Source organism: Falsiroseomonas ponticola, from assembly GCF_016805305.1.
Classification (GTDB): Bacteria; Pseudomonadota; Alphaproteobacteria; order Acetobacterales; family Acetobacteraceae; genus Falsiroseomonas; species Falsiroseomonas ponticola.
In genome coordinates, this window is the sequence record NZ_JAERQN010000002.1 from 283,351 (window position 1) to 309,748 (window position 26,398).

Genomic DNA, 26,398 nt, shown 5'->3' on the forward strand with positions numbered 1-26,398 from the left:
GGACCCCCACCCCGACCCTCCCCCGGGCGGGTGGGGGAGGGTCGGGGTGGGGATCGCGTCGCTATACCGGTTCCTCACCTTACATCCCCCAAGACACCACCATGACACCCCGCCCCGCCCCCGCTATACCCGCGCCCGATGACCTGGGTTGATGGCCTTGTCCTGGCGGTGATCCTGCTTTCGGCGGGCCTCGCCTATTTCCGCGGTCTCGTGCGCGAAGTGCTGGGCATCGGGGCCTGGGCGGGGGCGATCATCGCTGCCGTGGTGGCGGAGCCGCAGGCCACCCCGATCGCCGCCCAATACGTCCAGCCGCCCTGGCTGGCCACCGGCGCCGCGGTGGGCGTGGTGTTCCTGGCGGTGCTCGTCGTGCTGAAGATCATCATCGCCTGGCTGGCGGGCAAGGTGCAGCGTTCCGCGCTGGGTGGCGTGGATCGCGCGCTGGGGTTGCTGTTCGGCGCCGCGCGGGGTGCTTTCCTCGTCGTGGTTGCCTATATCGTCGCCGGGCTGCTGCTGCCCGCCACCGACAAATGGCCTGACCCCGTCCGCGAAGCGCGCAGCCTGCCGCTCGCGGCCGATGGCGCGGCCTGGGTGGTGGCGAAGCTGCCCGAGGAATTCCGCCCGCGCCTGCCTGAGGGCACGGGCCGCCAGGATCCCAGCATGGACCAGCTGCTCCGCCCCCCCGCGCGCAGCCGGTAGCGAAGGACGCGCATGACCGATCTTTCAACCCAGCCTTGGGAAACCGGCGATGACGACCACCCGCATGAGGAATGCGGCGTCGTCGGCATCTGGGGCAGCAGCGACGCCGCGGCGCTGACCGCGCTCGGCCTGCACGCCCTGCAGCACCGGGGGCAGGAAGCCGCGGGCATCGTCTCCCTCGCGGGGCAGGGGCAGTTCCATGCCCATAAGGGCCGCGGGCTGGTGGGCGACAATTTCGGCGATGCGCAGGTCATCGCCGGGCTGCCGGGGCGTGCGGCACTCGGCCACAACCGCTACGCCACCACCGGAGAGACGGCGCTGCGCAACGTGCAGCCGCTCTATGCCGATTTCGAATTCGGCGGCTTCGCGGTGGCCCATAACGGCAACCTGACCAATGCCCACCAGCTGAAGCGCGCCCTGGTGCGCCGCGGCTGCCTGTTCCAGTCCACCACGGACAGCGAGGTGTTCATCCACCTCATCGCCATCAGCCTCTACACCACCGTGATGGACCGGCTGATCGACGCGCTGAAGCAGGTGCAGGGCGCCTACAGCCTGGTCGCCTTGCACAACGGCGCGCTGATCGGGGCGCGGGATCCGCTGGGCGTGCGGCCGCTGGTGCTCGGCAAGCTCGCCACCGGCGGCTATGTGCTGGCCAGCGAGACCTGTGCCCTCGACATCATCGGCGCCGACATGGTGCGGGATGTGGAGCCGGGCGAGATCATCATGATCGACGACAGCGGCATGAAGTCGATCCGCCCCTTCGCGCGGGCGCAGTCGCGCTTCTGCATCTTCGAATACATCTACTTCGCGCGGCCCGACAGCGTGGTCGAAGGCACGCCGGTCTATGACACGCGCAAGCGCATCGGCGCGGAGCTGGCCCGTGAATCCGGCGTCGCGGCCGACGTCATCGTGCCGGTGCCGGACAGCGGCGTGCCGGCGGCGATGGGCTATGCGGCGGAAGCCGGCATTCCCTTCGAGCTCGGCATCATCCGCAACCACTATGTCGGCCGCACCTTCATCGAGCCGACGGACCAGATCCGGCACCTCGGCGTGAAGCTGAAGCACAGCGCCAATCGCAGCATGATCGAGGGCAAGCGCGTGGTGCTGGTGGACGATTCCATCGTCCGCGGCACGACCAGCCGGAAGATCGTGGAGATGGTGCGCCAGGCCGGCGCGACGGAGGTGCATATGCGCATCTCCTCCCCGCCCACGACGCATTCCTGCTTCTACGGCATCGACACGCCGGAGCGCGGCAAGCTGCTGGCGGCGAAGCATGACGTGGCGGAGATGGCGCAGATCATCGGCGCGGACAGCCTGGCCTTCATCTCGCTGGACGGGCTGTATCGGGCGCTCGGCAAGAAGGGGCGGGATGCCGGGGCGCCGGCCTATTGCGATGCCTGCTTCACCGGCGACTACGCGATTCCGCTGACGGATTCGCAGGATAATTCGGAGCGTCCGCTGTCGCTCCTCCAGGCTGCCAACCGCTAGGATCGCCATGTCCCTCCCGCTTCAGGATCGTGTCGCGCTCGTCACCGGCGCGTCGCGCGGCATCGGCGCGGCGCTGGCGCTGGAACTGGCCCGGCTGGGCGCGCAGCTCGTCCTCATCGCCCGCACGCAGGGCGGGCTGGAGGAGGTGGATGACCAGATCCGCGCCGAGACGGGGCGGGGGGCGACGTTGCTGCCGCTCGACCTGCAGAAGGATGCGGAGAAGCAGCTGGACCTGGTGGGCCCTTCCGTCATGGAGCGGTTCGGCCGGCTGGATATCCTCGTGCACAATGCCGGCGCGCTGAACAAGCTGACGCCGGTGGCGCATATCGACCCCCGGGACTGGGCGGAGGTGATGGCGGTGAACCTGACCGCCGCCTGGCGCCTGATCCGCACCTGCGACCCGCCGCTGCGGGCTTCCGATGCCGGCCGTGCCGTGTTCCTGACCAGCGGCCGCGTGCTGCGGCCCAAGGCCTATTGGGGCATGTATGGCGCCGCCAAGGCGGGGATGGAGCATCTGGTGCAGACCTGGGCGCAGGAGGTGGCGAATACGCCCTTGCGCGTGAACCTGGCCGATCCTGGCGTGGTGGCGACGCGCATGCGGGCGACGGCGATGCCCGGCGAGGACCCCGCGACCATCGCCCAGCCCGCCGACGTCGCCCCCGCTTTGGCCGCGCTCTGTCTGCCGAGCGAAACCCGCCACGCCGAGCGCATCACCCTCTGAAGACGGTCCAGGGGCGGTTCGCCCCTGGCGGATAGGGTCCGGGAAAGGCAGAGCCTTTCCCGGGATTACCGTCCTCCCGGCCGCAGGCTCCGTTCCAGCCTTTGCGAATACTGGCTCATCGTGAAGCACAGCAGGAAGTACACCCCGGCCGCGAAGACGTAGGCTTCCGTCGCGAAGCCCAGCCAGTTCGGGTCGCCGAGGGCCGCGCGGAGCGTGGTGAAGAAGTCGAAGACGCCGATCACCACCACCAGCGTCGTGTCCTTGAACAGGCCGATGAAGGTGTTGACCTGGGACGGGATGGTGATGGTCAGGGCCTGCGGCAGGATGACCAGCCGCATCTTCTTCCAGTAGGAGAGGCCGAGCGCGTCCGCGGCCTCGTACTGCCCGCGCGGCATGGCCTGCAGGCCGCCGCGGATGACTTCCGCCATGTAGGCCGCGGTGAAGAGCGTGTAGGCGACCAGCACGCGGGCCAGGCGGTCCAGCGTCACGCCCTCCGGCAGGAACAGCGGCAGCATGATCGCCGCCATGAAGAGCAGGCTGATCAGCGGCACGCCGCGGACGCATTCGATGATGGCGGTGGAGAACCAGCGCACCAGCAGCAGGTCGCTGCGCCGGCCGAGTGCCAGCAGGATGGCGAGGGGATAGCCGAGCGCCAGGCCATAGACCGCGATGACGCCGGTGATGGTGAGCCCGCCCCAGAGCCGCGTCTGCACCGCGGGCAGGCCGAGCACGCCGCCCGCCATCAGCACCAGCATGGCGGGCGCCGCGACCGCCCAGGCCAGCAGCAGCCCGCGGCCCCAGAGGCGCCGCTGGGTGGAGGCCACGACCATGACGATGAGGATCGTCATCATCGTCGCCGGCCGCCAGCGCTGTTCGTAGGGGTAGAGGCCGAAGATGGAGAACCAGAACTTCTCCCGGATGAAGGCCCAGCAGGCGCCACCGGCTTCCCGGCAGGCATTGGCGTTGCCGTTCCAGGTGGCGCGCGCCACGGCCCAGTCCCAGAAGGGCGGCACCAGCCACCAGAGCAGCGCCAGGCAGCCCAGCGTGATGGCGGCGTTCAGCGGGCCATCGAAGCAGGCGCGGGCGAAGCCGATGGCGCGGGCGGCGAAGCCGGGGAGGGTGGGGGCGGCACGCCCCGGCGCGTCGGCGCCATGTGCCATGGTTAGCGCTCCCTCAGCGCGACGCGCGCATTGTACCAGTTCATCAGCGCGGAGGTGATGAGGCTCAGCGCCAGGTAGATGGTCATGAAGATGGTGATGACCTCGATCGCCTGGCCGGTCTGGTTGATGGAGGTGTTGGCGACGGAGACGAGGTCCGGGTAGCCGATGACCACCGCGAGCGAGGAGTTCTTCGTCAGGTTCAGGAATTGCGAGGTCATGGGCGGGATGATGACGCGCAGCGCCTGCGGCAGGATGACGAGGCGCATGATGCGCCCGCCCGGCAGGCCCAGCGCGCGCGCTGCCTCCCACTGGCCGCGATGGACGGACTGGATGCCGCTGCGCACGATCTCCGCCACGAAGGCGGCGGTGTAGACGACGAGGCCGACGAGAAGGGCGAAGAATTCCGGGGAGAGGGCGAGGCCGCCTTCGAAGTTGAAGCCCGCGAGTTCCGGCCACTGCACCTGCGGCACGAAGCCGGCGGCGATGGACAGCGCGGGGAAGCCCGCCAGCATGGCCAGGCCCGGCAGCACGGTCGGGCGGCGTTCGCCCGTTGCCACCTGGCGCGCGCGTTCCCGCCGCAGCAGCACCCACCAGCCGATGGCGCCGGCGGCGAGTGCGGCGAGGAAGGCGTAGAGCGCGGGGTCCGCCATCAGGGCGGGAATCTTCAGGCCGCGCTGGCTGAGGAAGACGCCGGGCAGCGGGTTCAGCGCCTGCCGCACGCTCGGCATCTGGAGCATCACGGCGTGCCAGAAGACGAGCTGGAGGACGAGCGGCGTGTTGCGGATGACCTCGATATAGCCGCCGGTCAGCGCGCGCAGCAGCGGGTTGGCGGAGAGCCGCGCCAGGCCCAGCAGCACGCCGAGGATGGTGGCCAGGATGCAGCCGATGATGGCGACGCGCAGCGTGTTCAGCAGGCCGACGGTCAGCGCCTGGCGATAGGTATCGGCCGGCGTGTAGGGGATGAGGCTTTCGCCGATCGGGATGCCGGCGGAACGGTCGAGGAAGCCGAAGCCGAAGCGCAGGCCGCGCGCGGCCATGTTGGCTTCCGCGTTGGACCACAGCCACAGGCCCGTGGCGACGAGTGCGACGAGGAGCGCCGCCTGGATCAGGTAGCCGCGGGCGGGGCCGCGAAGGACGGACAGGCTCATGCGGCGCTGATCCCGGGGAGGCAGGGGGGGAAGGGGGCGTGGGGCCCCCTTCCTGGGCGTGGGATCAGCGCGCCGGCGGGGCGTAGAGCAGGCCGCCGCGGGTCCAGATGTTGTTCATGCCGCGCTCCAGGCCGAGCGGGGTGTTCGTGCCGAGGTGGCGCTCGAACATCTCGCCGTAGTTGCCGAAGGTGCGGATGATCTGGCGGACATAGTCGGGGCGGGCGGCGCCCAGGCTCTCACCCATGTTGCCCTCGACGCCGAGCAGGCGGCGCACGACGGGGTTGGTGGAGGAGGCCGCGATCTGCTCGACATTCGCGCTCGTGATGCCGAGTTCCTCGGCGTCGATCAGGGCGAAGGTGGTCCAGGCGACGATGTTGGTCAGTTCCTCGTCACCCTGGCGGATGGTGACGGCCAGCGGTTCCTTGGACAGGCGCTCCGGCAGGATGACGTGGTCGGCGGGGCGCGTCAGCAGGGTGCGCTGGGCGGCCAGCGCGGCGAAGTCGTTGGTGAAGACGTCGCAGCGGCCGCTGTCATAGGCGCGGCGGACCTCATCGAGGTCGGCGATGACGACCGGCGTGAAGCGCAGGTTGTTGGCGCGGAAGTAGTCCGCGATGTTCAGCTCCGTCGTCGTGCCGGGCTGCACGCAGACCGTGGCGCCGTTCAACTGGCGCGCGCTGGTCACGTTCAGGCGGCGCGGCACCATGATGGCCTGGCCGTCGTAGAAGGTGATGGCGGGCTGGTTGAAGCGGTTGACGTTGCTGTCGCGCGTCAGCGTCCAGGTGGTGTTGTTGGACAGCACGTCCACTTCGCCGGAGGAGAGCGCCGGGAAGCGGGACTGGGTGGTGACGGGGACGAATTCGACGCGGTTCGGGTCGCCGAAGATGGTGATGGCGATGGCGCGGCAGACTTCCACGTTGAAGCCGGACCAGCGGCCCTGGCTGTCCGGCACGCCGAAGCCGGGGTTGGAGGGGCCCTGCACGCCGCAGCGCAGCGTGTTGCGCTGCTTGATCTGGTCCAGGTCGCGGCCTGCCAGGGCCTCCGACACGCCAAGGGACATGAACGCCGCCGCGGCGGCGGCGAGCATCGACCACTTCATCTCTCTGCTTCCCTGTTACCCCGCGGGACCGTTCCGGTCCTCGCTTCCGCGCGGGGACATGGCCGGAAGTCCATCTAATTGCAAGATTGTAATTGGGTGGCCATTTTCTGGGCGAATGCCCCGCCCTGTGCCGCCGGCTTGGTCAGGCGGCGCGGGGGCGCGCGGCGGCGGGCGGTAACCCTGGATTAAACGCCCGGCGGCTAGGTCTCGGCGCGCGGAAAAGCCGCGCATGCACCGGGGAAAGATTCCACCGAATGAAGTCCAGGAAGTACCGAGCGAGGCGTCACGCCCGGCCGCGTTCGGTCGTCGTCGTTCCCGTCTTCATCCTGGTGGGCGTCGCCGCGCCCGGCGTGGCCGGGGAGGTGGTGACGGCGGACCGCACCCTGACCGGCACGCAGAACGGCGCCTTCGGCAGCGGCTACCTGGTGCAGGGCGCGACGCTGACCATCAGCAATGCCACCGTCTCCAACTTCGTGACGCAGGGCGGGGCGGGCAGCGGCGGGGGCGCCGGGCTGGGCGGCGTGGTCTTCGTCGATTCGGGCGCCAGCCTGGTGCTGAACAGCGTGACCATGGCGGGCAACAGCGCCATCGGCGGCACCGGCGGCAGCGGCTTCACGGGGGGTGTGCTGAACGGGCTGCTGACGGCCACCGCCAATGGCGCCAATGGCAGCACCGGCACGGTGTTCAGCGACAACGTCGTCCTGATCGGCGACGGCAACGGCAACGGCATGCTGGGCGGCAATGGCGGCAATGCCGGGGCGGGCACCGCCGGCTTCGGCGGCACGGGCGGCACCGGCGGGCGCGGCAGCGATGGCTGGGCCACGAACCCCGCGCTGATCTATGCGGTCACCCAGGCGACCGTCGCGGAAGCCGTCGCGATCGCGGAGGTGACCGCGGCCTCGGCCGAGGTGCCACCCAACCCCGCCCAGGCCATCGCCGCCGCCGCGGCCCTGGTCGCCGCGACGGCGGCGCTGGGGGAGGCGACGGCCCAGCTCGTCACCTGGGAGAATGCGCTGGCGGCGGGCGATGTGGGGCTGGGCGGCGATGGCGGCGCGGGCGGCGTCGGCGGCCAGGGCAGCTTCGGCTTCGGCGGCGGCCGTGGCGGCGCGGGCGGTGCGGGCGGCACGGGCGAGGGCGGCGCGCGGGATGGGCTGGGCGGCGCGGGCGGCACGGGTGGCGCGGGCGGGTTCGGCGCCGGCGGTGGCTCCGGTGGCCATGGCGGGCTGGGCGCCACGCGGGGCGCGGCGGGTGCGGGCGGCGCGGCGGGCTTCGGCGGCGGCGTGGGCAGCAGCGGCGTGGGCAACGGCGTGGCGGCCAGCGCGGGCGGCGGCGGCGGGTCGGGCCTGGGCGGCGCGGTCTTCGTGCGGGATGGCGGGTCGCTGACCATCACCGGGAACACCACCCTCGGATCCAATACCGTGCTGGCCGGCGGCAGCCTGAATGGCGGGGCCGTCGGCTCCACCGCGGGCAGCGACATCTTCGCCATGCGGGGCGCCACCGTCACCTTCGCGGCCGGGGCGGGCAACACCATCACGGTGAATGGCGGCATCGCCGATGACAGCGCGGCCAGCATCAGCTTCGGCAGCGTGGCCACCGGGCAGGGCGCCAGCGTCACCATCGCCAGCGGCCTCGTCATCTTCAACGGCACCAACACCTATACCGGGGAGACGCGGATCACCGGCGGCGCGCTGCGCGCGGTGGATGGCGTGGGGCTGCACAATGCCAGCAACCTGAACCTGGCCGGCGGCGTGCTGGAATCCAGCGGCACCTTCAGCCGCTTCATCGGCGCCCAGCCCGGGCGGGTGCAATGGACGGGATCCGGCGGCTTCGCGGGCGGGGGCGGGGACCTGACGGTGTCGCTGAATGGCGGCGCCGGGCTCACCTGGGGCAGCACCGGCTTCGTCGCGAACACGGACAGCCTGGTGCTCGGCTCCGCGACCGCCACGGGCAACGTGACCTTCGCCAATGCCATCGACCTCGGCGGCGGCACGCGCACGGTCCGGGTGGAGGAGAATGGCGGCAACGAGGCCGTGCTGGCCGGCGTGCTGTCCAATGGCGGGCTGAATGTCACGGGCAACCGGGGCAGCGCGCGGCTCGTGCTGACGGCGGCCAATGACTATGCCGGCGCCACCACCATCCAGTCCGGCACGCTGGCGCTGCGCGGCGGCGGCAGCATCGCGACATCGAGCGGCGTCACGGTCGATTCCGGCGCGAGCTTCGACATCGCGGGCACGACGTCCGGCGCCAGCATCCGGCAACTGTCGGGGCAGGGGGCGGTGGCGCTGGGCGCGCGGACGCTGACCATCACCCAGGGCGGCACGACCTTCGCGGGCGCGATCGGCGGCACGGGCGGGCTGACCATCGCGGCGGGCACGCAGACGCTGACGGGCAGCAACACCTTCACCGGCCAGGCCACCATCGCATCCGGCGCCACGCTGGCGCTCTCCGGCACGGGCAGCATCGCGGGCGCGTCCCGCGTGGCGGCGGAGGGCAGCTTCGACATCAGCGCCACGACCGGCGGCGCCAGCATCGGCAGCCTGTCCGGCGCCGGCAGCGTGGCGCTGGGGGCGCGGACGCTGACCATCACGGCCGGCGCGCACAGCTTCGCGGGCGCGATCGGCGGCACGGGCGGGCTGACCCTCTCCGGCGGGACGCAGACGCTGACGGGCAGCAACGGCTTCACCGGCCAGGCCAGCGTCGCCCATGGCGCGACGCTGGTGCTCTCGGGCGGCGGCAGCATCGCGCAGGCCTCGCAGCTGCAGCTCGGCGGCACGCTGGACGTCACGGGCAATACGGCGACGGCGATCCGCACCCTGGCGGGCACGGGCACGGCGGCGCTGGGCGGCACGACGCTGACCATCACCGCCGGCAGCACCAGCTTCGGCGGCGGCATCACCGGCACGGGATCCAGCCTGCTGCGCGTGACGGGCGGGACGCAGACGCTGACGGGGGCGAATGCGGGCTTCGCCGGCACGGCGCGGGTGGATAGCGGCGCGACGCTGGCGCTGAACGGCGCGGGCGGCCTGGCCAATGCGGCGCTGGTGCAGGCCGATGGCACCTTCAGCATCGCGGATACGACGGCGGGCGCCGGCATTACGACCCTGGCGGGCACGGGCAGCGTGGCGCTGGGCGCGCAGCGCCTGACCATCACGGCGGGCAGCACAAGCTTCGGCGGCAGCATCGGCGGCACGGGCGGCGTGACAATCGCGGGCGGCACGCAGACGCTGACCGGCGGCAACGGCTTCACCGGCAGCGCCATCATCGATGCGGGCGCGACGCTGGCGCTGGCGGGCAGCGGCGCCATCGCCGCCGCATCGGCGGTGCAGGCGGATGGCAACTTCGACATCAGCGCGCGCGCCGGCGGCGCGAGCATCCGCACGCTGACGGGCGGCGGCACGGTGGCGCTGGGGGCGGAGCGCCTGACCATCACGGCGGGCAGCACGGGCTTCGCGGGCAGCATCGGCGGGACGGGCGGCATCACCATCGCGGGCGGCACGCAGACGCTGACCGGCGGCAACGGCTTCACCGGCGCCGCCATCATCGATGCGGGCGCGACGCTGGCGCTGACGGGGGCGGGCAGCGTGGCGGCGGCCGAGCGCCTGCGCGCCGATGGCAGCTTCAGCATCGCCGGCACCGGCGCGGGCGCGGCCATCACGACGCTGGAAGGCACGGGCAGCGTCGCGCTGGGCACGCGCAGCCTGACCATCACGGCGGGCAGCACCGGCTTCGCGGGCGGCATCGCGGGCAGCGGGGGCGTCATCGTCGCGGGCGGGACGCAGGCGCTGTCCGGCACCAACGCCTTCACCGGCGCGGCCGTCATCGAGGTGGGCGCGACGCTGGCGCTGACGGGCAGCGGCAGCATCGCCGCCTCCGCGGGCGTGCTGGCCGACGGCACGCTCGACATCGCGGGCAGCACGGCCGGCGCCGCGATCCGCACGCTGGAGGGTTCGGGCAGCGTCGCGCTGGGCGCGCGGACGCTGACCATCACGGCGGGCAGCACGACCTTCGCGGGCGTGATCGGCGGCAGTGGCGGCGTGACCGTCGCCGGCGGCACGCAGCGCCTGGCGGGCGCCAATACGCTGACCGGCACCGTCGGGGTCGATGCGGGGGCCACGCTGGAACTGGCGGGCGCGGGCAGCATCGCCGATGCCGCCGCGCTGCGCAGCGATGGCGTCGCCTCCATCGCCGGCACCAGCGGGGGCGCCTCGATCCGGTCGCTGTCGGGCGGCGGCGTGATGCGGCTCGGCACCCGGACGCTGACCATCACGGCGGGCAGCACGGATTTCGCGGGCGGCATCACGGGCAGCGGTGGCGTCACGGTCACCGGCGGCACGCAGCAGCTCTCGGGCCAGAACATCTTCCGCGGCGCGCTCACCATCGCCTCCTCCGCCGTGCTGGAACTGGCGGGGACGGGCAGCGTGGCGGAGGCTTCGATCGTCGATGTCGCCGGCACCTTCGGCATCGGCGCCACCAGCGCGGGCGCCGCCATCACCACGCTGGCGGGCGCGGGCAGCGTGGCGCTGGGCGCGCGGCGGCTGACGGTGACGGCCGCCAGCACGGAATTCACGGGCAGCATCGGCGGCACGGGCGGCTTCGCCGTCAGCGGCGGGACGATGACGCTGAGCGGCCTCAACAGCTACAGCGGCGGCACCTTCGTGACCCATGGCGCGACGCTGGCGGTGGCGGGCGACGGGGCGCTGGGGGCGGCGTCGGGCGGCATCAGCCTGGATGACGGGCGGCTGCGCTTCCTGGCGGATGCGACCTCCGCCCGCGCCATCACGCTGGCGGGCAGCGGCACGGTGGATACCAACCGCCGGGCCATCACCCTCTCCGGCGCCATCGGCGGCGCCGGCCAGCTGGTGGCGGATGGCGGCGGCGTGCTGACGCTGACGGGCAGCAACAGCTACAGCGGCGGCACGCTGGTGATCGGCGGCACCACGCTGGCCGTCGGCAGCGATGCGGCACTCGGCGAGCCCACCGCGCCGCTGGTGATCGACAACGGCAAGCTGCTGGCGCTGGCGAGCTTCAATTCGACCCGGCCGATCCAGGTGAATCAGGCCGGCGAGATCGATGCCAATGGCTTCGTGCTGAACCTGAGCGGGCCGATCGCCATGCAGCAGGCGAATGCGCCCGACGTCACGCTATTCAACGGCAATGCCACCGTGCAGGGGCCGATCACGGTGGGGGCCGAGGGGCTGACCGTGCTGGCCAATGCCACGCTGCGCGGCACCGGGCAGGTCTATACCCCCACCACCATCAACGGCGTGCTGGCGCCGGGCAACAGCCCGGGCACGCTGACCTTCCTGGCCCCCGTCGTGATGGGGTCCTCCGGCACGCTGCGGCTCGACATCGATGGGCCGGGCACGGGGACGGGGGCGGGCAACTACAGCCGCGTCGTCGTGGCTGGCGGCAGCTTCACGGCGCAGGGCGGCACCATCATCCCCGTGCTGCGCGGCATCACCGGCGACGCCACCAATGCCTACAGCCCGCCGGTCGGCCAGGCCTTCACCGTGGTGCAGGCGGATGGCGGCGTGCTGGGCAGCTTCGCCGGGCTGACGCAGCCCGAGGGGCTGCTGCCCGGCAGCCGGATGGATGCGCTCTACACCGCGCAGGCGCTGACGCTCTACGCCACGCCCGCCACCTACGCGAACCTCAACCCCTTCGGCATCGGGCTGACGCCGAACCAGCGCGGCGTCGCGGCCGGGCTGGATGCGCTGCGGCCGGAGCCCGGCCTGCGCACGGATGCGGAGCGGACGGCGGTGCTCGCCACGCTGTTCAGCCAGGCGCCGGCGGCCCTGCCGCCGCTGATGACGCGCCTGGCCGGCACGATCTATGGCGATGCGCTGGCGGTCGGCATCGACCGCAGCCGCGCCTTCGGCGAGGTGATCGCGGCGGAGATGGCGGCGCGGCGCGGCCTGGCGGGGCGCGCCACGCTGGCGGCGGAAGGCGGCCGCACCGCCTGGGCCAGCGGCTTCGGGGGCAATGCGCGCTTCGACGCCACCGGCGACACGGGCTACCGCGCCAGCACCAGCGGCATGGCGGTGGGCATGGATGTCCGCCTGGAGGGCGGCGTGCTGCTGGGCCTGGCGCTGGGCGGCAGCAGCGGGCGCATCAGCAGCAGCGGCGCCGATGCGCGCGTGGGCGGAGAGGCGGTGCACGGCGCGCTCTATGCCAGCTGGACCCGGGGGCCGTTCTTCGTGGATGCGCAGGCGGGGCTCGGCCATGCCCGCGTCGCGGCGCGCCGCAACCTCGGCCTCAACGGGCTGTCCGCGCATGGCTCGGGCGGGGGTCTCGGCACCGCCGCGGCGATCGAGGCCGGCACGCGGCACAGCCTTGGCGGCTGGCAGGTGCAGCCGAGCCTCGGCCTGCGGCATGACACGCTGTCGCGCGGCCGGCTGGCGGAACAGGGGGCGAGCGTCCTCTCGCTCACGGTGGAGGACAGCCAGCTGAGCCGGCTGCGCGCCACCGCCGGCCTGCGGGCGGAGACGGTGGCGAGCCTCGGCGATGGCTACACGCTGCGCCCGACGCTGCGCCTGCACCTGGCGCAGGAGCTGGAGGAGGCGGCCGCCCGCACCACCAGCACCTTCGCCGGCGCGCCGGGCACGGCCATGACGGCGGAAAGCGCGAAGCGGGGCCGCACGGCGGCGCTGGGCGGGGTGGGGATCGACCTCGGCCTGCCGGGGGGCGTCACGCTCTTCGCCGCCTATGACGGCGTGGTGCAGGCCGATGTGTCGAGCCATGCCGGCCAGATCGGCGCGCGCTTCCAGTGGTGAACCGGGCAGAGGAGGAGGAGTGACGATGGATCTTCGCAGGGTCGTGCCGCGCGGGCGGCAATGGGGGCTGGCGGCGGGGCTGCTGGTGGTGGCGGGCGGCGCGGTGCTGTGGCCGCTGGTGGGGCCGGTGGCGCAGCCCGCGGGCCGCCCCGCGCCGAGCCCGGTGGTGACGACGCCGGGCAGCGCCCCGGCCGCCACCCCGGTGGCCACCCCGGCCGCGCTGGGCGCCGAGGCGCCGGAGCGCACCAGCGCGCAATTCGGCGACTGGTCGGTGAACTGCGCCGGCCGCGCCCCCGCGCGGGCCTGCGAGATGGTGATGGGCGTGCGCGACCAGGGCCGCCAGCTGGGCGCCGCCCTGGCGCTGGGCCGCGCGACGCGGGAGGCACCGCTGCGCCTGGTGGCGCAGTTGCCGGTGAATATCCGCGTCTCCCAGCCCGTGCGGCTGGTGCTGGAAGGGGCGGAGCCGCTGGCCCTGCCCTTCCAGAGCTGCAACCGGCTGGGCTGCTTCGCGGAGATCGAGCTGCGGGAGGATGCGGTGCGCCGCCTGCGCGCCCTGCCGGCGGAACAGCTGAGCCGGCTGGAATGGCGGGACGCGGCGGGGCAGGAGATGGCGCTGCCCGCGAGCTTCCGGGGCTTCGCCGCGGCGGCGGAGGCGCTGGCGCGGGAGACGCGGTGACATTGCCAGGGCGGTGGCCTTCGCCGCGCGGTTCCTTGCGCCGATCAGTCGGCGAAGCCGATCCAGCCTGGCGCGCGCTTCATCCGGTGCGCGGGCGGCGCGAAGGCCCGGTCACCAGCGTTCAGGTGACGCGCGGCGCCCGTTCGGTCCGCCGCCTTGCCTCCCGCCTGGCCGGCCGCTCGATCCCCGCATGAAGGGCGGGTCGGGCAGGTCGGGGGGGGGGTTGGAGAGTGCCGCTCAGAATCGGTTGGCGGGAACACCGTTGTCGGGCGCCGCGAAGACGGATTGCGGGGCCGGCGGGCGGCCGCCCCGAAACACCCCCCCTTCGCGGATCCTGCTGTCGGCATTCACGACGCACCGGTCCATGTCCGACGTGCCCAGCTGGACGCCTTGGCCAGCGCAGCGGCTGGCGTAGTCCAACCGGGTAGGCGCGCAGCCGGCGGCCAGCAGGGCGAGGGCGGCGAGGGGCATGAGGCGCATGGGCGATCTCCGCTTGAGATCGCAGGAATCGCATGCATTCCATGACCGCACCAGATAGGCATGAAATCGGCCTCCTGCGCTGCGCGCTTGGCTTCCCGTGGTTCTTTTCCCTGCGGGTGATGGGGTGCGGGTCATGCCATGAGCAGGAGACACGCGACCGGGTTGCCGCCGCCGCCCGTCGCGATGGTCTACGCTTCTGCCGCCCGCGCATTCGTGGAGGCGCCCCAGGCGCAGGCATCGGGCGCCGTTGGCGCTCAGCGGGAAGCAGGCCGGCTGCCGGAGGAAGGATCGGCCTGGCCGCCCGAAAGCCACGCCTCAGCCCCGACCTGCACGTCTCGCCTGATCATGGTCCGGTGGCGTCCGCAGCGGTGGGGGCAACCCACTGGAAAAAATGGTGCCGGCACGCGGATTTGAACCGCGGACCTACTGATTACGAATCAGTTGCTCTACCACTGAGCTATGCCGGCACGCTGCGGCGGGGCCTATAGCGCCCGGCGCGGCCGCGGACAACCCGCCTTGCGCCGGGACACTGCCCGAGGCGCCGAAAAGGGGCTAGCGTCGCCCCAGATGCGCCGCCTCCTGCTCCTCCTTGCCAGTCTCGCCATCGGCGGCGCCGTCCTCTGGACCCTGTTCGGCCTGCCGCCGCGCGTCCGGATCGCCACCGCCACCACCGGCACGGCGATGGAGGCGGTCTATGCCACCGGGGCGGTGGAGCCGGTCCATTGGGCCCGGGTCGGCCCCGCGGTGCGCGGCCGCGTCAGCGCCGTGATGGCGGAGGAGGGGGCGCGCGTCACCGAAGGCCAGGTGCTGGCCCGGATCGATGACCGCCAGACCCGGTCGATGGCCGATGAGGCCGAGGCCCGCGCCCGCTTCGCGCAGGAAGACCTGGCCCGCACCCGCACCCTGGTGGCGCGCGACATCGCCGCCCGCGCCACGCTGGAGCGGGCGGAACGCGACGCCCGCGCCGCCCGCGCCACCGCCGATGCCGCGGTGCAGCGGCTGGATGACTACCTGGTGCGCGCGCCCACCGATGGCGTGGTGCTGCGCCGGGACGTGGAGGTGGGGGAGGTGGTCGATACTCCCGCCAGCCTGTTCTGGATCGGGGAGCCCCGGCCGCTGCGCGTGACGGCCGAGGTGGATGAGGAGGATATCGCCCGCATCGCCACCGGCCAGCGCGTGCTGCTGCGCGCCGATGCCTTCGCCGGCCGGGTGCTGACGGCGGCGGTCACGCAGATCACGCCGAAGGGCGACACCACCCGCAAGGCCTATCGCGTGCGCCTCGCCCTGCCGGACGACACGCCGCTGCTGGTCGGCATGACGGTGGAGGCGAACATCGTGCTGCGGGAGACGCCGGACGCCATCCTGCTGCCGCCCGCCGCCGTGGTGCTGCCCCCCGCGCCCCGCGGCGCGGCGCCCGGCACCGCCCGCGCCGCCCCCTTCGTCTGGGTGGTGGAGAAGGAGCGGGTGCGGCGGCGGGAGGTGGAGATCGGCGTCCAGGCGCCGCGCAGCGTGGAGATCCGGCGCGGGCTCTCGGCCGGGGAGGCGGTAGTGCTGGCGCCGCCGGAGGGCCTCGTGGACGGCCAGGCGGTCCGCCTGGCGCCGCCCTGATGTTCCTGATGATGGACATCGCGCGCGGCATGCTGGCGCGCCGGCGGCGGCAGACGCTGGTCTCGGTCAGCGGGGTCGCGCTCGGCGTCGCCTTCTTCATCGCGATCGTGGCGCTGATGCGCGGCTTCCAGACCTATTTCGTGGACCAGATCATCGACGTCGCCCCCCACATCACCATCAAGGACGAGACGCGCATCCCCGCGCCGCAGGCGGCGGAACTGGCGCATCCCGAGGCCGCCATCGCGCTGCGGGGCGTGAAGCCCAGGGACCGCATCCGCGGCATCCGCGCCGCCGGCGACAAGGTGGCGATGCTGGAGGCGATGGAGGGTGTCGCCGCCGCCCCCGTGCTGCAGGGCCAGGCGCTGATGCGCTACGGCTCGCGCGACGTCTCCGCCGTGGTGACGGGCATCGACCCCGCGCGGCATGCCCGCGTCTCCAACATCGAGAAGGACATGGTCGCCGGGCGGCTCGAGGACCTGCGGCGCACGGCGAACGGCATCATCATCGGCGTCGGGCTGGCGGAGCGGCTCGGCATCGGGATGGGCGACACGCTGACGGTGATCTCGCCCCAGGGGGTGGTGCTGTCCATGCAGGTGGCGGGGCTGTTCCGCACCGGCATCCAGACGGTGGACCAGGGCCACGCCTTCGCGCTGCTGAAGGTGAACCAGGTGCTGCAGGACCGGCCGAACGTGGTGAACCAGATCCTGGTGCGCCTGGCCGATGTGACGCAGGCGGAGCCGATGGCGCGGCTGATCGAATCCCGCTTCGGCGACCGGGCCGAGAGCTGGGAGGAGCAGAGCGCCAATGTGCTCACGGTCTTCGTCATCCAGAACGCCATCACCTATTCCGTCACCGGCGCCATCCTGCTGGTCGCGGCCTTCGGCATCTACAACATCATCTCCACCGTGGTGTTCGAGAAGACGCGCGACATCGCCATCCTGAAGTCGCTGGGCTTCACGGAGGGCGACATCCAGCTGCTGTTCCTGGTGCAGGGGCTGGTGGCGGGGTTGCTCGGCGCCGTCATCGGCTGCGCGCTGGGCGCGCTGATGATCGAGGCGCTGGCCCAGATCCGCTTCGCGACCGCGACGCCATCCGGCGCCAACGGCTTCATCATGGACCGCAACTGGCGGATCTACGCCGCGGCCAGCTTCTTCGCGCTGATGGCGGCCGGCATCGCCTCCGTCATCCCGGCGCGGCGCGCCAGCAAGCTCGATCCCGTGCAGGTGGTGCGTGGCGCCGCCTGACGCGCCGCTGCTGGAGACGGCCGGCGCCACAAGGCAATTGCCGGAAGGCGCGGTGCTGGTGCGGGACGTCACGATCACCATCGGGCGGGGCGAATTCGTCGCCGTCACCGGGCCGTCCGGGTCGGGGAAATCGTCGCTGCTCTACCTGCTCGGCCTGCTGGACCGGCCGAGTGCCGGGCATGTGGCGCTGGAGGGGCGGGACACGGCGCGGCTTTCCACCAACGAGCTGGCGGCGCTGCGCCTCGCGAAGCTCGGCTTCGTCTTCCAGTTCCACTTCCTGCTGCCGGAATTCACCGCGCTGGACAATGTGGAGATCCCGATGCGGCGGCTCGGCCGGCTGAAGGGGGCGGCGGTGCGGGACCGCGCGATGGCGCTGCTCGGCGCGCTGGGGCTGGCGGAGGCCGCGCGCAAGCTGCCGGAACAGCTCTCCGGCGGCATGCGCCAGCGCGCCGCGATCGCCCGGGCGCTGGCGAACGACCCCGCGCTGGTCCTGGCGGATGAGCCGACGGGGAACCTCGACACCGCCAATGCCCGCGCGGTCTTCGACATCTTCGAGCGGCTGACGCGCGACCAGGGCCGCACCGTGGTGGTGGTGACGCATGACCCGGACCTGGCGCGGCGCGCGACCCGGCGCATCCAGCTGGTGGATGGGCGGGTCGTCAGCGACAGCGGCGCCTGAGCGCCTGGCGAGGGCTCAGGCCGAGGCGAGGAAGCGCCCGAAGACCGGCACGGCATCCACCAGATCCTGCGCGCGGGCGCATTCGCGGGGCGTGTGGGCGGTGCTGATATCCCCGGGGCCGAGCACGACGCAGGGGGCGAGGGCCTGCAATTCGCTGGCATCGGTGCCGTAGGGCGCGGTGCGGGCGGGCTGGCCGGTCAGCGACACCGCCAGCGCCACCAGCGGGTGGTCCAGGGCCAGTTCGGGCGGGAAGCCCTCATGCTGCTCCGCCAGCTCGATCCCGGCCTCCCGCGCCGCCTGGCGGACGGCGTGCAGGATGGGCTTGGGATCGACCTTCGCGCTGTAGCGGAATTTGATGAATGCGCTGGCCTTGGCGACCGTGACGTTCATCGCCGTGCCGTGGTTGTCGATGACGAGGTTGAAGTCGCTGAAGGGGGGATCGTAGGCCTGGTCCTGCAGCGCGGGGTTGCTGCGAAGCTCGTCATGGACGCTGCGCATCGCGGCCAGGAAGGGAAGCAGCTTCCAGTTGGCGTTGATCCCCTTGCCGGTGGAGGAATGCGCCTGCAGCCCTCGCGCCACCGCCGTGAAGGCGATGTGGCTGCGATGGCCGCGCACCGGCACCAGCCCCGTCGGCTCCGCCACCACGATGCCCTTCAGGCCGAGCGACTTCGCCAGCGCGGACTGCTTCGCGATGATGGCGGCGCCCTGCTTCGTCGTCTCCTCATCCGCGGTGATGAGGAGGGTGGCGCCGATATCGGCCGGGGCGCGCTGGGCCGCGATGATGGCGGCGGCCACCTGGCCCTTCATGTCCACGGAGCCCAGGCCGTGCAGGAACCCCGCCTCGTCGATCCGCGGCGTCCAGGGCGCGCTCTCCCACCCCGTGGCGGGGACCGTATCCATGTGGCCGGACAGGGCATAGCCGCCCTTCGGGCCCTTATGGGCGACGATCGCCCGCTTCGCGACGCCGTTGGCATCGGTGTAGTCCAGCCGCTCCACCTCGAACCCCTGGAGTTCCTGCTCCACCCGCTCGGCGACCGGCAGGTTGGAGAGGGAGGATCGGCTGTCGATGGCGATCAGGTCGGCAGCCAGGCGGAGGACGGGGTCGGTCGTGATCATGCGGGGAGCCTCGCTTGCCGCGGCCCGCCGGGCAAGGGAGAGTGCCGCCATGCAGAGCTACCTCGACCCCCGGACCGGCCGGACCTGGCCCCTTTCCACCCCCCGCTGGTGCGGCGACGGCCAGGCGCCGCTGCTGCTGACGCAACGCCCCGGCCTCTCGAAGGACGAGATCGAGACGGGCACGCGCAGCATCTGGCGCTATGCCGCCGCACTCCCCTGGGCGCCCAAGGCGCGGATCAGCATGGGGGAGGGCTGCACGCCGCTGGTGGAACGCGCCCTGCCCGGCGGCACGGCGCTGCTGAAATGCGAATGGTTCATGCCGACGGGGTCGTTCAAGGATCGCGGCGCCTCCGTCATGCTCTCCCTGCTGAAGGACCAGGGCGTGGCGGCGGTGCTGGAGGATTCCTCGGGCAATGGCGGCGCAGCCGTCTCCGCCTATGCGGCGGCGGGCGGGATCGCGGCGACGATCTTCGTCCCCGCCAGCACCAGCCCGGCCAAGACCGTGCAGTCCCGCGCCGCGGGTGCCACCATCGAACTCATTCCCGGCTCGCGCCAGGATTGCGCGGATGCGGCGCTCGCGAAGTCCGCGGAGCTGTTCTACGCCAGCCACAACTGGCAGCCCTTCTTCCTGGAGGGCACGAAGACGCTGGCCTACGAACTCTGGGAGGACCTCGGCTTCAAGGCGCCCGACAACGTCATCGTCCCCTGTGGCGCGGGATCGAACGTGCTGGGCTGCTGGCTCGGATTCTCGGAGCTGTTGCGGTCAGGGCAGATCGGGAAACTCCCGAAAATCTTCGCCGCGCAGCCCGCCAATTGCGGGCCGATCGCCCGCGCGGCGCTGGGCCTGCCCGAACAGGCCGCGCAGCCCACCATCGCGGAGGGCACGGCCATCGCCCAGCCCATCCGCCTGCCGGAATGCCTGACCGCCCTACGCGAGTCGGGCGGCGGCGCCGTGCTGCTGGAGGAGGCGGAGATCGCCGCGGCCAGCCTCTCCCTGGCCCGGACCGGCATCTATGTGGAGCCCACCTGCGCCCAGGCGGCTGCCGCCTATTCGAAGCTCCTCGCCGCCGGGACGATCGCGGCGCGGGAGACGACGGTGGTGGTGCTGACGGGCACGGGCCTCAAGGCCACGCCGCGCTATGCGGAACTCATGGGGGTGGCGATCTGATGACGCTCGACGAATTGCCGACGCCCTGCCTGCTGCTCGACCTCGATGTGCTGAAGCGCAACCTGGCGCGGATGGAGGCCGCCATGGCGCGGCATCCCGGCGTGATGCTGCGCCCGCACCTCAAGACCGCGAAATCGGCGCAGGTCGCGGACCTCGCCGCCCCCGGCAAGGGCGCCATCACCGTCTCGACGCTGGCGGAGGCGCGCTACTTCGCGGAGCACGGCTTCCTCGACCAGGTCTATGCCGTGGGCATCGTGCCCGCGAAGCTGGAACAGGTGGCGGCGCTGAACGCGCAGGGCGCCTCGGTGAAGATCATCACCGATGACCTGGAGACGGCCCGCGCCATCGCGGCGCATCCGGGCGTGCTGCCGACCCTGGTCGAGGTGGATGTGGGGGAGGGGCGCGCGGGCGTCTCCGTGGATGGCACGGCGCTGCTGGCCATCGCGCAGGCACTCGGCCCGAAGCTCGCCGGCGTGCTCTCCCATTCAGGCCACTCCTATGCCGGGCGCAGCGATGCGCAGATGGCGGAGATCGCGGAGGCGGAGCGCGCCGGCATCGTCGCGGCCGCCACGCGCCTGCGCGAGGCGGGGCACAAGGTGGCCATCGTCTCGGCCGGCGCATCGCCCACCGCCATGCATGCGCGGCACCTCGAGGGTGTGACGGAGATGCGGGCCGGCGTGTACATGATGGGCGACCTGCTGCAGGGGCAGATCGGCACCCATCCGCTGGAGGATATCGCGGTGACGGTGCTGGGCAGCGTCATCGGCCGCTACCCGCAGCGCGGCGCGGTGCTGCTGGATGCCGGGGCGCTGGCGCTGTCCAAGGACCGCAGCACGGAAGGCGCGCCGCGGGACTGGAAGTTCGGCCGCGTGCTGGACCGCGACGGCCACGCCACGCTGGGCGATGCGCTGGTGACGCGCGTGCACCAGGAACATGGGGAGGTCCGCGCGGCGGAAGGGGGCGCGCTGCCGATCGACCGCCTGCCCGTCGGCGCGCGGGTGCGCGTGGTGCCGAACCATGTCTGCCTGACGGCGGCGGCGCATGACCGCTACCATGTGCTGGAAGGGGGCCGGGTGGTCGCCATCTGGTCGCGGATTAACGGCTGGTAATGCGCTGATCGGGCGGCTTTTTTTTCGAAATGTGACATTTCTTGCGGAAGCTTCCGATCCCCGGCATGGATACGATGTCGTCAGGATTGGTGCCGCACGATCCCAGCCATGCCTGCCCTTGCCCGCCGAACCGTCATCGCCACCTCGCTCGCCGCGCCCCTGCTGCTGGCCCTGCCGGCGCGGGCGCGGCCGCGCGTGCCGCCCTTCCCGGAATGGGTGGGGCGCACGGCGAAGCTGAACGGGGATAACGGCCAGGCGCGGCTGGTGCTGGAGGGCAACCGCACCGGCGTGATCTCCGTCCGCCTGCTGTTCTTCTGCAAGCCGCTGCCGGTGCTGGACTGGGCCATCGCGGATGACGGCCTGTCGCTGAGCTATCGCCGGCAGAGCGCCATTTCCTCGACCCGCATCATCCAGGGCACCGCCCGCATCACCGCCGAACCCGGCCTGCTGCAATGGATCGAGGCGGCGGACCACCTCGCGGAGTTCGAGGGGTTCGAGGGGCCGGAAGCCGTCCGCGTCTGCGGCTAGCCTTACCCTCTTCACCGCGCATCAACCTGCCCCGGCTTATCTAGGTTCGGGGCAGAAGGCCCGGACACATGGCGCGGTGCCGGCGGGAAGAATCCCGCGCGCCGCGAAAGGCATGGGACGGGCATGCGTATCGCGCTCTGCGTCAAGAAGGACATCCACGGCCTGCTCGCGGCCCGGATCCTGGCCGAACGGCTTTCCTTCGCCACCCTGCGATTCTTCTGCAGCGTGAAGACGCGGGATGCGGAGAATGCCGTCCCCGCGCTGAAGATCATGAAGCTGCTGGAACGCGACGTCGCGATCGACACCTTCGCGGCGCTGGAGACCGGCTTCGACGTGCTGCCGCATCCCGACCACTGGACGCCGCTGCTGGACCTGAAGGCGGATGGCGGCGCGCGCCAGCTGCTCGATTTCCGGCCGGACCTCGTCATCTCGGCGCGCTTCTCGCTGATCTTCCCGCAGCGCGTGATCGATGCGGTGCCGCGCGGCATCATCAACGTCCATCCCGGCGCGCTGCCGGGGTATCGCGGCCTCTTCGCCCCCTTCTGGCAGATCCTGAAGCGGGAGAGGGAGCTGGGCTGCACCGTGCACATGGTGGATCGCGGCATCGACACCGGGCCCATCCTCGGCATCGCGCGCGTGCCGCTCGACACCTCCCGCTCCCTCATGGCGCATACGGCGGCGCTGTATCGCGGCGGCGTCGCCATCGCGGCGGAAGCGGCGGCCACCATCGCGGCCGGGGGCGTGCCGGCGGGCACGCCGCAGCCCGTGGGCGGCCACTACTACCGCTTCCCCGCGCCGGAGGATTTCGCGGCGCTGCCCGTGCCCATCGTGACGGCGCAGGATTTCGCCGAGACGCTGGCCGCGGCCTTCCCGCCGCGCGCGACGGCGCCGGTGCGATGGAGCGCCGCGGCATGACGGGCGGCGCCTCCTTCGCCGCGCGGCTCGGCGGCGTCATCGCGGCGATGCTGCTCCTGGGCTGCGGGCTGACGGCGGGGCTGAACTACCTGAAGTTCGAACGCATGCTGCTGGCGCAGCAGGCGAAGGTGCTGGAGATCCTGGCCGTGGAGCTCGGCGCCACGGTGGAGAACTCGCTCGCGCTCGGCGTGCGCCTGGCCGGGGTGCCGGGCGCGCAGGCGCTGCTGGAACGCGCGCGGGCGGCGGAGCCGCTGATCGGCGGCCTCGCCATCGCGGATTCCGATGGCGTCGTGCTGTTCGACACGGACCGGCAGAACCTCGGCACCACCATGCCGCGCGGGCTGTTCGACCCGCGCGCGGCGACGCAGGCCTGGCGCTTCCATGACGGCGCGCGCCACGGGATCGGCGCGCCCATCATCAACGGCTTCGGCCAGCTGGAAGGCGCCGTGCTGCTGCGCTACGGGCGGGAGGCGGTGAATGAGCGCCTGACCTCCGCGCTGCTCGGCATGGTGCAGGCGGGGCTGCTCGCGCTCGCCTTCGCCATCCCGCTCGGCGTCATCGGCATCCATCTGGTGACGCGCCAGGCGCGGCGCTGGTTCGCGGCGGTGGAAGCCGCGATGCAGCCCGGCGCGGCGCCGGAGCCGCTGGCCACCGGCCTGCAGCAGGCGATCGCGGAGGCCGATGGCGTGCTCTCCGCCGCCGAGCGCCAGCTGGAAGCCATCGCCGCATCCCTGCCCGAGACGACCGCCCGCACGGAGCCCGCCACGCCATGACCCCGGCCGTCACCCCGGATCGCCGCCTGGTCGGCAGCGTCGTCGCCGTCGCGGTGCTGCTGCTGACGCTCGCCGTCGGCTTCGTCTCCTCCGCCGCGCTGCGCAGCTTCGAGACGGAGCTGCGCCCGGAGCTGGAGCGGGAGGCGACGGTGGTCGGCAGCATCGGCGCGCAGGCGGTGCAGCGCGCGCTCGACCTCGGCGTGCCTTTCGCGGGGCTGTCGGGCCTGGATGAATACCTGGCCGGGCTGCTCGCGACGCGGGAGGGCCTGGCCTATGTGCTGCTGACCGACGGCGCGGGGCGCGTGGTCGCGCAGGCGGGGCAGGCGCCGGCGGAATTCGCGGGGCTGCCGGCGGGCACGGTGCCGCCCAGCCGCGGCGCGCTGATGCGCGTGCAGGGCGGCAGCTACGACGCGGCGCAGCCGCTGGTGGAGGAAGGGCAGGTCGCGGGGTGGCTGCATGTCGGCATCGCGCGCGCGCGGCTCGACACCGCGCTGGACGACATGCGGTGGGACGTGCTGATCGTGCTGCTGGTGGTGCTGCTGGCCACGGCGGAATTCCTGCGCTTCATCCTCTCCCGCCTCGTCGCCGCGCCGATCGACATGGTGCTGCGGCTGCAGGCGCGGCTGGCGGGCGGGGACTGGACGGTGCGCGCGCCGGGCGACATCGGCGCGGAGGCCGGGCGCGTCGCGCGCCACTTCAACGTGCTGGTGCGCCGCACCAATGACCGCTGGGAACGGCTGTGCTGGCTGGCGGGCGAAAGCGGCGCCGGCCGCCGCGCCGCGGCGGTGCTGGAGGGCGTGCGGGACCGGCTGCGCTTCGGCGCGGAATCGGTGCGGGAAGGCCTGGGCGGCGGCGCCGCTTCCGCGCGGCTGCCGCTGTTCCTCTTCGTCTTCGCCGAGCAGCTCTCGACCTCCTTCAACCCGATCTTCGCGATGGAGCTGGCGGGCGGCCAGGCGGGCATGCTGGGTGCCGCGCTGCCGCTGGTGACCTTTGTCGCGGCCGTCGCGCTGCTGACGCCCTGGGGCGGGGAGATGGTGGCGCGGCACGGGCCGCGGCACGCGCTGCTGCTGGGCATGATCCCGGCGGGCATCGGCCATGTCGGCGCGGCGCTGGCGCCGGACCTCGTCACCCTCGCGGTGGCGCGCGCCATCTGCGGCGGCGGCTACGCCATCGTCACCATCGCCTGCCAGGTGCAGCTGGCGCGGGAAGCCGCGACGGGCCGCATGGCGCGCAGCCTGGGCGGCTTCACCGCTGCGGTGATGACGGGCGCGGTCTGCGGCACCGCGATCGGCGCGGTGCTGGCCGACCGGGTCGGCTTCCGCCTCACCTTCCTGGCCGCCGCCATCCTGGTGCTGGCGATCGCCGTGCTGGCCTGGCGCTGCATGCCCGAAGGCGGCGCGGCGGCGGAGAAGCGCGGCGGCGTGTGGCATTCCGCCCGCGCCGCCTTCGCGGAGCCGCGCTTCCTGATGCTGGTGCTGCTGGCGGCGATCCCGGCCAAGGTGCTGCTGGGCGGCTTCGTCTTCTTCCTGGCGCCGCTGGAGCTGCGGGAGCTTGGCCTGAGCCAGGCGGCGATCGGGCGCAACGTGATGCTCTACGGGCTGTGCATGCTGCCGGCCATCATGCTGGGCGCCTGGCTGGCGGACCGGTCCGGCCGCGGCGGCAGCATCATCGTCGTGGCGGGGCTGCTGAACGGCGCGGGGCTGCTGGCGCCGCTGTGGCTGCCGGCGCCGATGGCGCTGCCGCTGGCGGTGGTCGCCACCGGCTTCGCCCAGGGCCTGGCCGCCGCGCCGATGCTGGCGATGGTGCCGGCGCTGAGCCTGCGCCCGGGCGCCCCGAGCTCCGCCGCGATGATGAGCTTCCTGCGCCTGGCGGAGCGGCTGGGCAGCGTGGTCGGCCCGCCCGCCGCGGCGGCGCTGCTGGCGCTGGGCGGCGGGGAGCAGGCGATGATGGTGCTGGGCGTCGTCTCCGCCGCCACGGCGCTGGCCTATGCCCTGGCCCTGCTGCTGGGGCGGACGAGGCGGGAGGCCTTCGCATGAGCATCGCACGGCGCGGCCTGCTGGCCGGCTCCACCCTGCTGCTGGCGGCGCCGGCGCTGGCGCAGGCGCGGCCCCACCGCATCACCATGCTGCTGTTCCGCGGCTGGGAGGAAGCCTGCGACGGCTTCCGGGACCATTTCGCGGCCCGGCGCATCCCGGTGGAGCTGACGGTGCGCGACGTGGCGCAGGACCTCCGCCGCCTGCCCGCCTTCGTGGCGGAGATCCGGGAGGCGAAGCCGGACCTCGTCTATGTCTGGGGCACCTCGCTCGCCATCGCGGCGCTGGGGCCCTGGGATGGCGCGGATCCGGCGCGGCACATCACCGGCGTGCCGGTGGTGTTCAACATCGTCACCGACCCCGTCGGCAACCGCCTGGTGCAGAGCGCGGAAGCGCCGGGCCGGGCGGTGACGGGCACGGAATACATCGCCTCGGTCGAGGTGCAGATGCGCGCCATGGCGCGCTACCGCGCCTTCACGCGCGTCGCCGCCATCTTCAACCCGAACGAGCGCAATTCGCTCTCCGTCGTCGCGCAGATGCGCGCGCTGCTGGGCGACGGGCTGGTGGAGCTGCCGGTGGCGCTGGATGCCGCGCGGCGGCCCGACCCTGCCTCCATCCCCGGCCGCGTGGCGGCGGCGCGGGAGGCGGGGGTGGATTGGCTCTACATCCCGCCCGACACCTTCCTCAACGACCATCGCGCGGTGCTGACGCAGGCGGCGCTGGCGGAGGGGCTGCCGACCTTCGCGGCGACGGAGCGCTTCGTGCAGTTCGCCGAGGGGCTGGCCGGCCTGGTCAGCCGCTACTACAGCGTCGGCGCCTTCACCGCCTACAAGGCGGAGCAGATCCTGCGGGGCGGCCGGGCGGCGGAGACGATCCCGGTGGAGACGCTGACCCGCATGTCCTTCCTGATCCGCATGGACAGCGCGCGGCGCCTGCGGTCCTACCCGCCGGTCGGCCTGCTGCGCGTGGCGGAGACGGTCTGAAGCC

At 72.8% G+C, this 26,398-nt stretch carries 19 protein-coding genes and 1 tRNA gene; 15 read left to right on the forward strand and 5 right to left on the reverse strand.

The annotated features are described in order from the left end of the window. The first annotated feature begins 138 nt into the window (after nt 1–138). Genes JJI54_RS08895 through JJI54_RS08905 form a run of 3 tightly spaced genes read left to right on the forward strand, consistent with a single transcriptional unit; the run spans nt 139 to nt 2,905 of the window. Nucleotides 139–696 carry a CvpA family protein gene (locus JJI54_RS08895; RefSeq protein WP_203072607.1) on the forward strand — a complete coding sequence of 186 codons (558 nt, stop codon included), beginning with the start codon at nt 139–141 and terminating at the stop codon, nt 694–696. 12 nt (nt 697–708) lie between these two features. Beyond that, nucleotides 709–2,184, forward strand: a complete 1,476-nt coding sequence (purF, locus tag JJI54_RS08900; RefSeq protein ID WP_203072608.1) for an amidophosphoribosyltransferase — start codon at nt 709–711, stop codon at nt 2,182–2,184. Nucleotides 2,185–2,191: 7 nt separating this feature from the next. Next, the gene (locus JJI54_RS08905; RefSeq protein ID WP_203072609.1) at nt 2,192–2,905 is read left to right on the forward strand and encodes an SDR family NAD(P)-dependent oxidoreductase; all 714 of its coding nucleotides are present in this window, start codon (nt 2,192–2,194) and stop codon (nt 2,903–2,905) included. A gap of 65 nt (nt 2,906–2,970) precedes the next feature. Here JJI54_RS08905 and JJI54_RS08910 read toward each other — a convergent pair whose 3' ends face one another. From JJI54_RS08910 to JJI54_RS08920, 3 genes are all read right to left on the reverse strand, one after another. Further along, nucleotides 2,971–4,065: an amino acid ABC transporter permease gene (locus JJI54_RS08910; RefSeq protein WP_203072610.1), complete on the reverse strand. Its 1,095-nt coding sequence runs from the start codon at nt 4,063–4,065 to the stop codon at nt 2,971–2,973. A gap of 2 nt (nt 4,066–4,067) precedes the next feature. After that, nucleotides 4,068–5,213, reverse strand: coding sequence for an amino acid ABC transporter permease (locus tag JJI54_RS08915; RefSeq protein ID WP_203072611.1), 1,146 nt, complete (start codon nt 5,211–5,213; stop codon nt 4,068–4,070). 64 nt (nt 5,214–5,277) lie between these two features. After that, a complete protein-coding gene (locus JJI54_RS08920; RefSeq protein ID WP_203072612.1) occupies nt 5,278–6,309 on the reverse strand; it encodes an amino acid ABC transporter substrate-binding protein in 1,032 nt (343 codons plus the stop codon). A gap of 254 nt (nt 6,310–6,563) precedes the next feature. Here JJI54_RS08920 and JJI54_RS08925 point away from each other — a divergent pair, with 254 nt between their 5' ends. Then, complete coding sequence (locus tag JJI54_RS08925) at nt 6,564–13,082, forward strand: autotransporter-associated beta strand repeat-containing protein (protein WP_203072613.1); 6,519 nt, start codon at nt 6,564–6,566, stop codon at nt 13,080–13,082. 25 nt (nt 13,083–13,107) lie between these two features. Then, nucleotides 13,108–13,758, forward strand: coding sequence for an invasion associated locus B family protein (locus tag JJI54_RS08930; protein WP_203072614.1), 651 nt, complete (start codon nt 13,108–13,110; stop codon nt 13,756–13,758). Between the two features lie 872 nt (nt 13,759–14,630). Here JJI54_RS08930 and JJI54_RS08935 read toward each other — a convergent pair. Then, nucleotides 14,631–14,705: transfer RNA gene (locus tag JJI54_RS08935), tRNA-Thr, on the reverse strand. 100 nt (nt 14,706–14,805) lie between these two features. Here JJI54_RS08935 and JJI54_RS08940 point away from each other — a divergent pair. From JJI54_RS08940 to JJI54_RS08950, 3 genes are read left to right on the forward strand one after another with little or no spacing between them, the layout of a single operon-like run. Continuing rightward, nucleotides 14,806–15,846 carry an efflux RND transporter periplasmic adaptor subunit gene (locus tag JJI54_RS08940; RefSeq protein WP_203072615.1) on the forward strand — a complete coding sequence of 347 codons (1,041 nt, stop codon included), beginning with the start codon at nt 14,806–14,808 and terminating at the stop codon, nt 15,844–15,846. An 8-nt stretch (nt 15,847–15,854) separates the two neighbouring features. Beyond that, complete coding sequence (locus JJI54_RS08945) at nt 15,855–17,090, forward strand: ABC transporter permease (protein ID WP_226381574.1); 1,236 nt, start codon at nt 15,855–15,857, stop codon at nt 17,088–17,090. Then, nucleotides 17,077–17,769, forward strand: coding sequence for an ABC transporter ATP-binding protein (locus JJI54_RS08950; protein WP_318987472.1), 693 nt, complete (start codon nt 17,077–17,079; stop codon nt 17,767–17,769). The genes JJI54_RS08945 and JJI54_RS08950 overlap by 14 nt, the downstream gene beginning before the upstream one ends. A gap of 15 nt (nt 17,770–17,784) precedes the next feature. Here the strand turns inward: JJI54_RS08950 and JJI54_RS08955 are convergent, their stop codons facing one another. After that, nucleotides 17,785–18,885, reverse strand: coding sequence for a M20/M25/M40 family metallo-hydrolase (locus JJI54_RS08955; RefSeq protein WP_203072617.1), 1,101 nt, complete (start codon nt 18,883–18,885; stop codon nt 17,785–17,787). A 49-nt stretch (nt 18,886–18,934) separates the two neighbouring features. Here JJI54_RS08955 and JJI54_RS08960 point away from each other — a divergent pair, with 49 nt between their 5' ends. The 7 genes from JJI54_RS08960 (at nt 18,935) to JJI54_RS08990 (ending at nt 26,394) form a co-directional block, all read left to right on the forward strand. Further along, a complete protein-coding gene (locus JJI54_RS08960; RefSeq protein ID WP_203072618.1) occupies nt 18,935–20,053 on the forward strand; it encodes a pyridoxal-phosphate dependent enzyme in 1,119 nt (372 codons plus the stop codon). After that, on the forward strand, nt 20,053–21,162 hold the full coding sequence (locus tag JJI54_RS08965; protein ID WP_203072619.1) for an alanine racemase: 1,110 nt from the start codon (nt 20,053–20,055) through the stop codon (nt 21,160–21,162). Before JJI54_RS08960 ends, JJI54_RS08965 begins: the two co-directional genes overlap by 1 nt. Before the next feature lie 108 nt (nt 21,163–21,270). Then, nucleotides 21,271–21,690, forward strand: coding sequence for a hypothetical protein (locus JJI54_RS08970; RefSeq protein WP_203072620.1), 420 nt, complete (start codon nt 21,271–21,273; stop codon nt 21,688–21,690). A gap of 123 nt (nt 21,691–21,813) precedes the next feature. Beyond that, entirely contained in the window at nt 21,814–22,605 is a 792-nt protein-coding gene (locus JJI54_RS08975; RefSeq protein WP_203072621.1) for a formyltransferase family protein, read from the forward strand. Beyond that, a complete protein-coding gene (locus tag JJI54_RS08980; protein WP_203072622.1) occupies nt 22,602–23,378 on the forward strand; it encodes a hypothetical protein in 777 nt (258 codons plus the stop codon). The genes JJI54_RS08975 and JJI54_RS08980 overlap by 4 nt, the downstream gene beginning before the upstream one ends. After that, nucleotides 23,375–25,414 (forward strand): MFS transporter, encoded by a 2,040-nt coding sequence (locus JJI54_RS08985; protein ID WP_203072623.1) that lies wholly within the window; start codon nt 23,375–23,377, stop codon nt 25,412–25,414. The genes JJI54_RS08980 and JJI54_RS08985 overlap by 4 nt, the downstream gene beginning before the upstream one ends. Beyond that, complete coding sequence (locus JJI54_RS08990) at nt 25,411–26,394, forward strand: ABC transporter substrate-binding protein (RefSeq protein ID WP_203072624.1); 984 nt, start codon at nt 25,411–25,413, stop codon at nt 26,392–26,394. Before JJI54_RS08985 ends, JJI54_RS08990 begins: the two co-directional genes overlap by 4 nt. Nucleotides 26,395–26,398 lie beyond the last annotated feature (4 nt).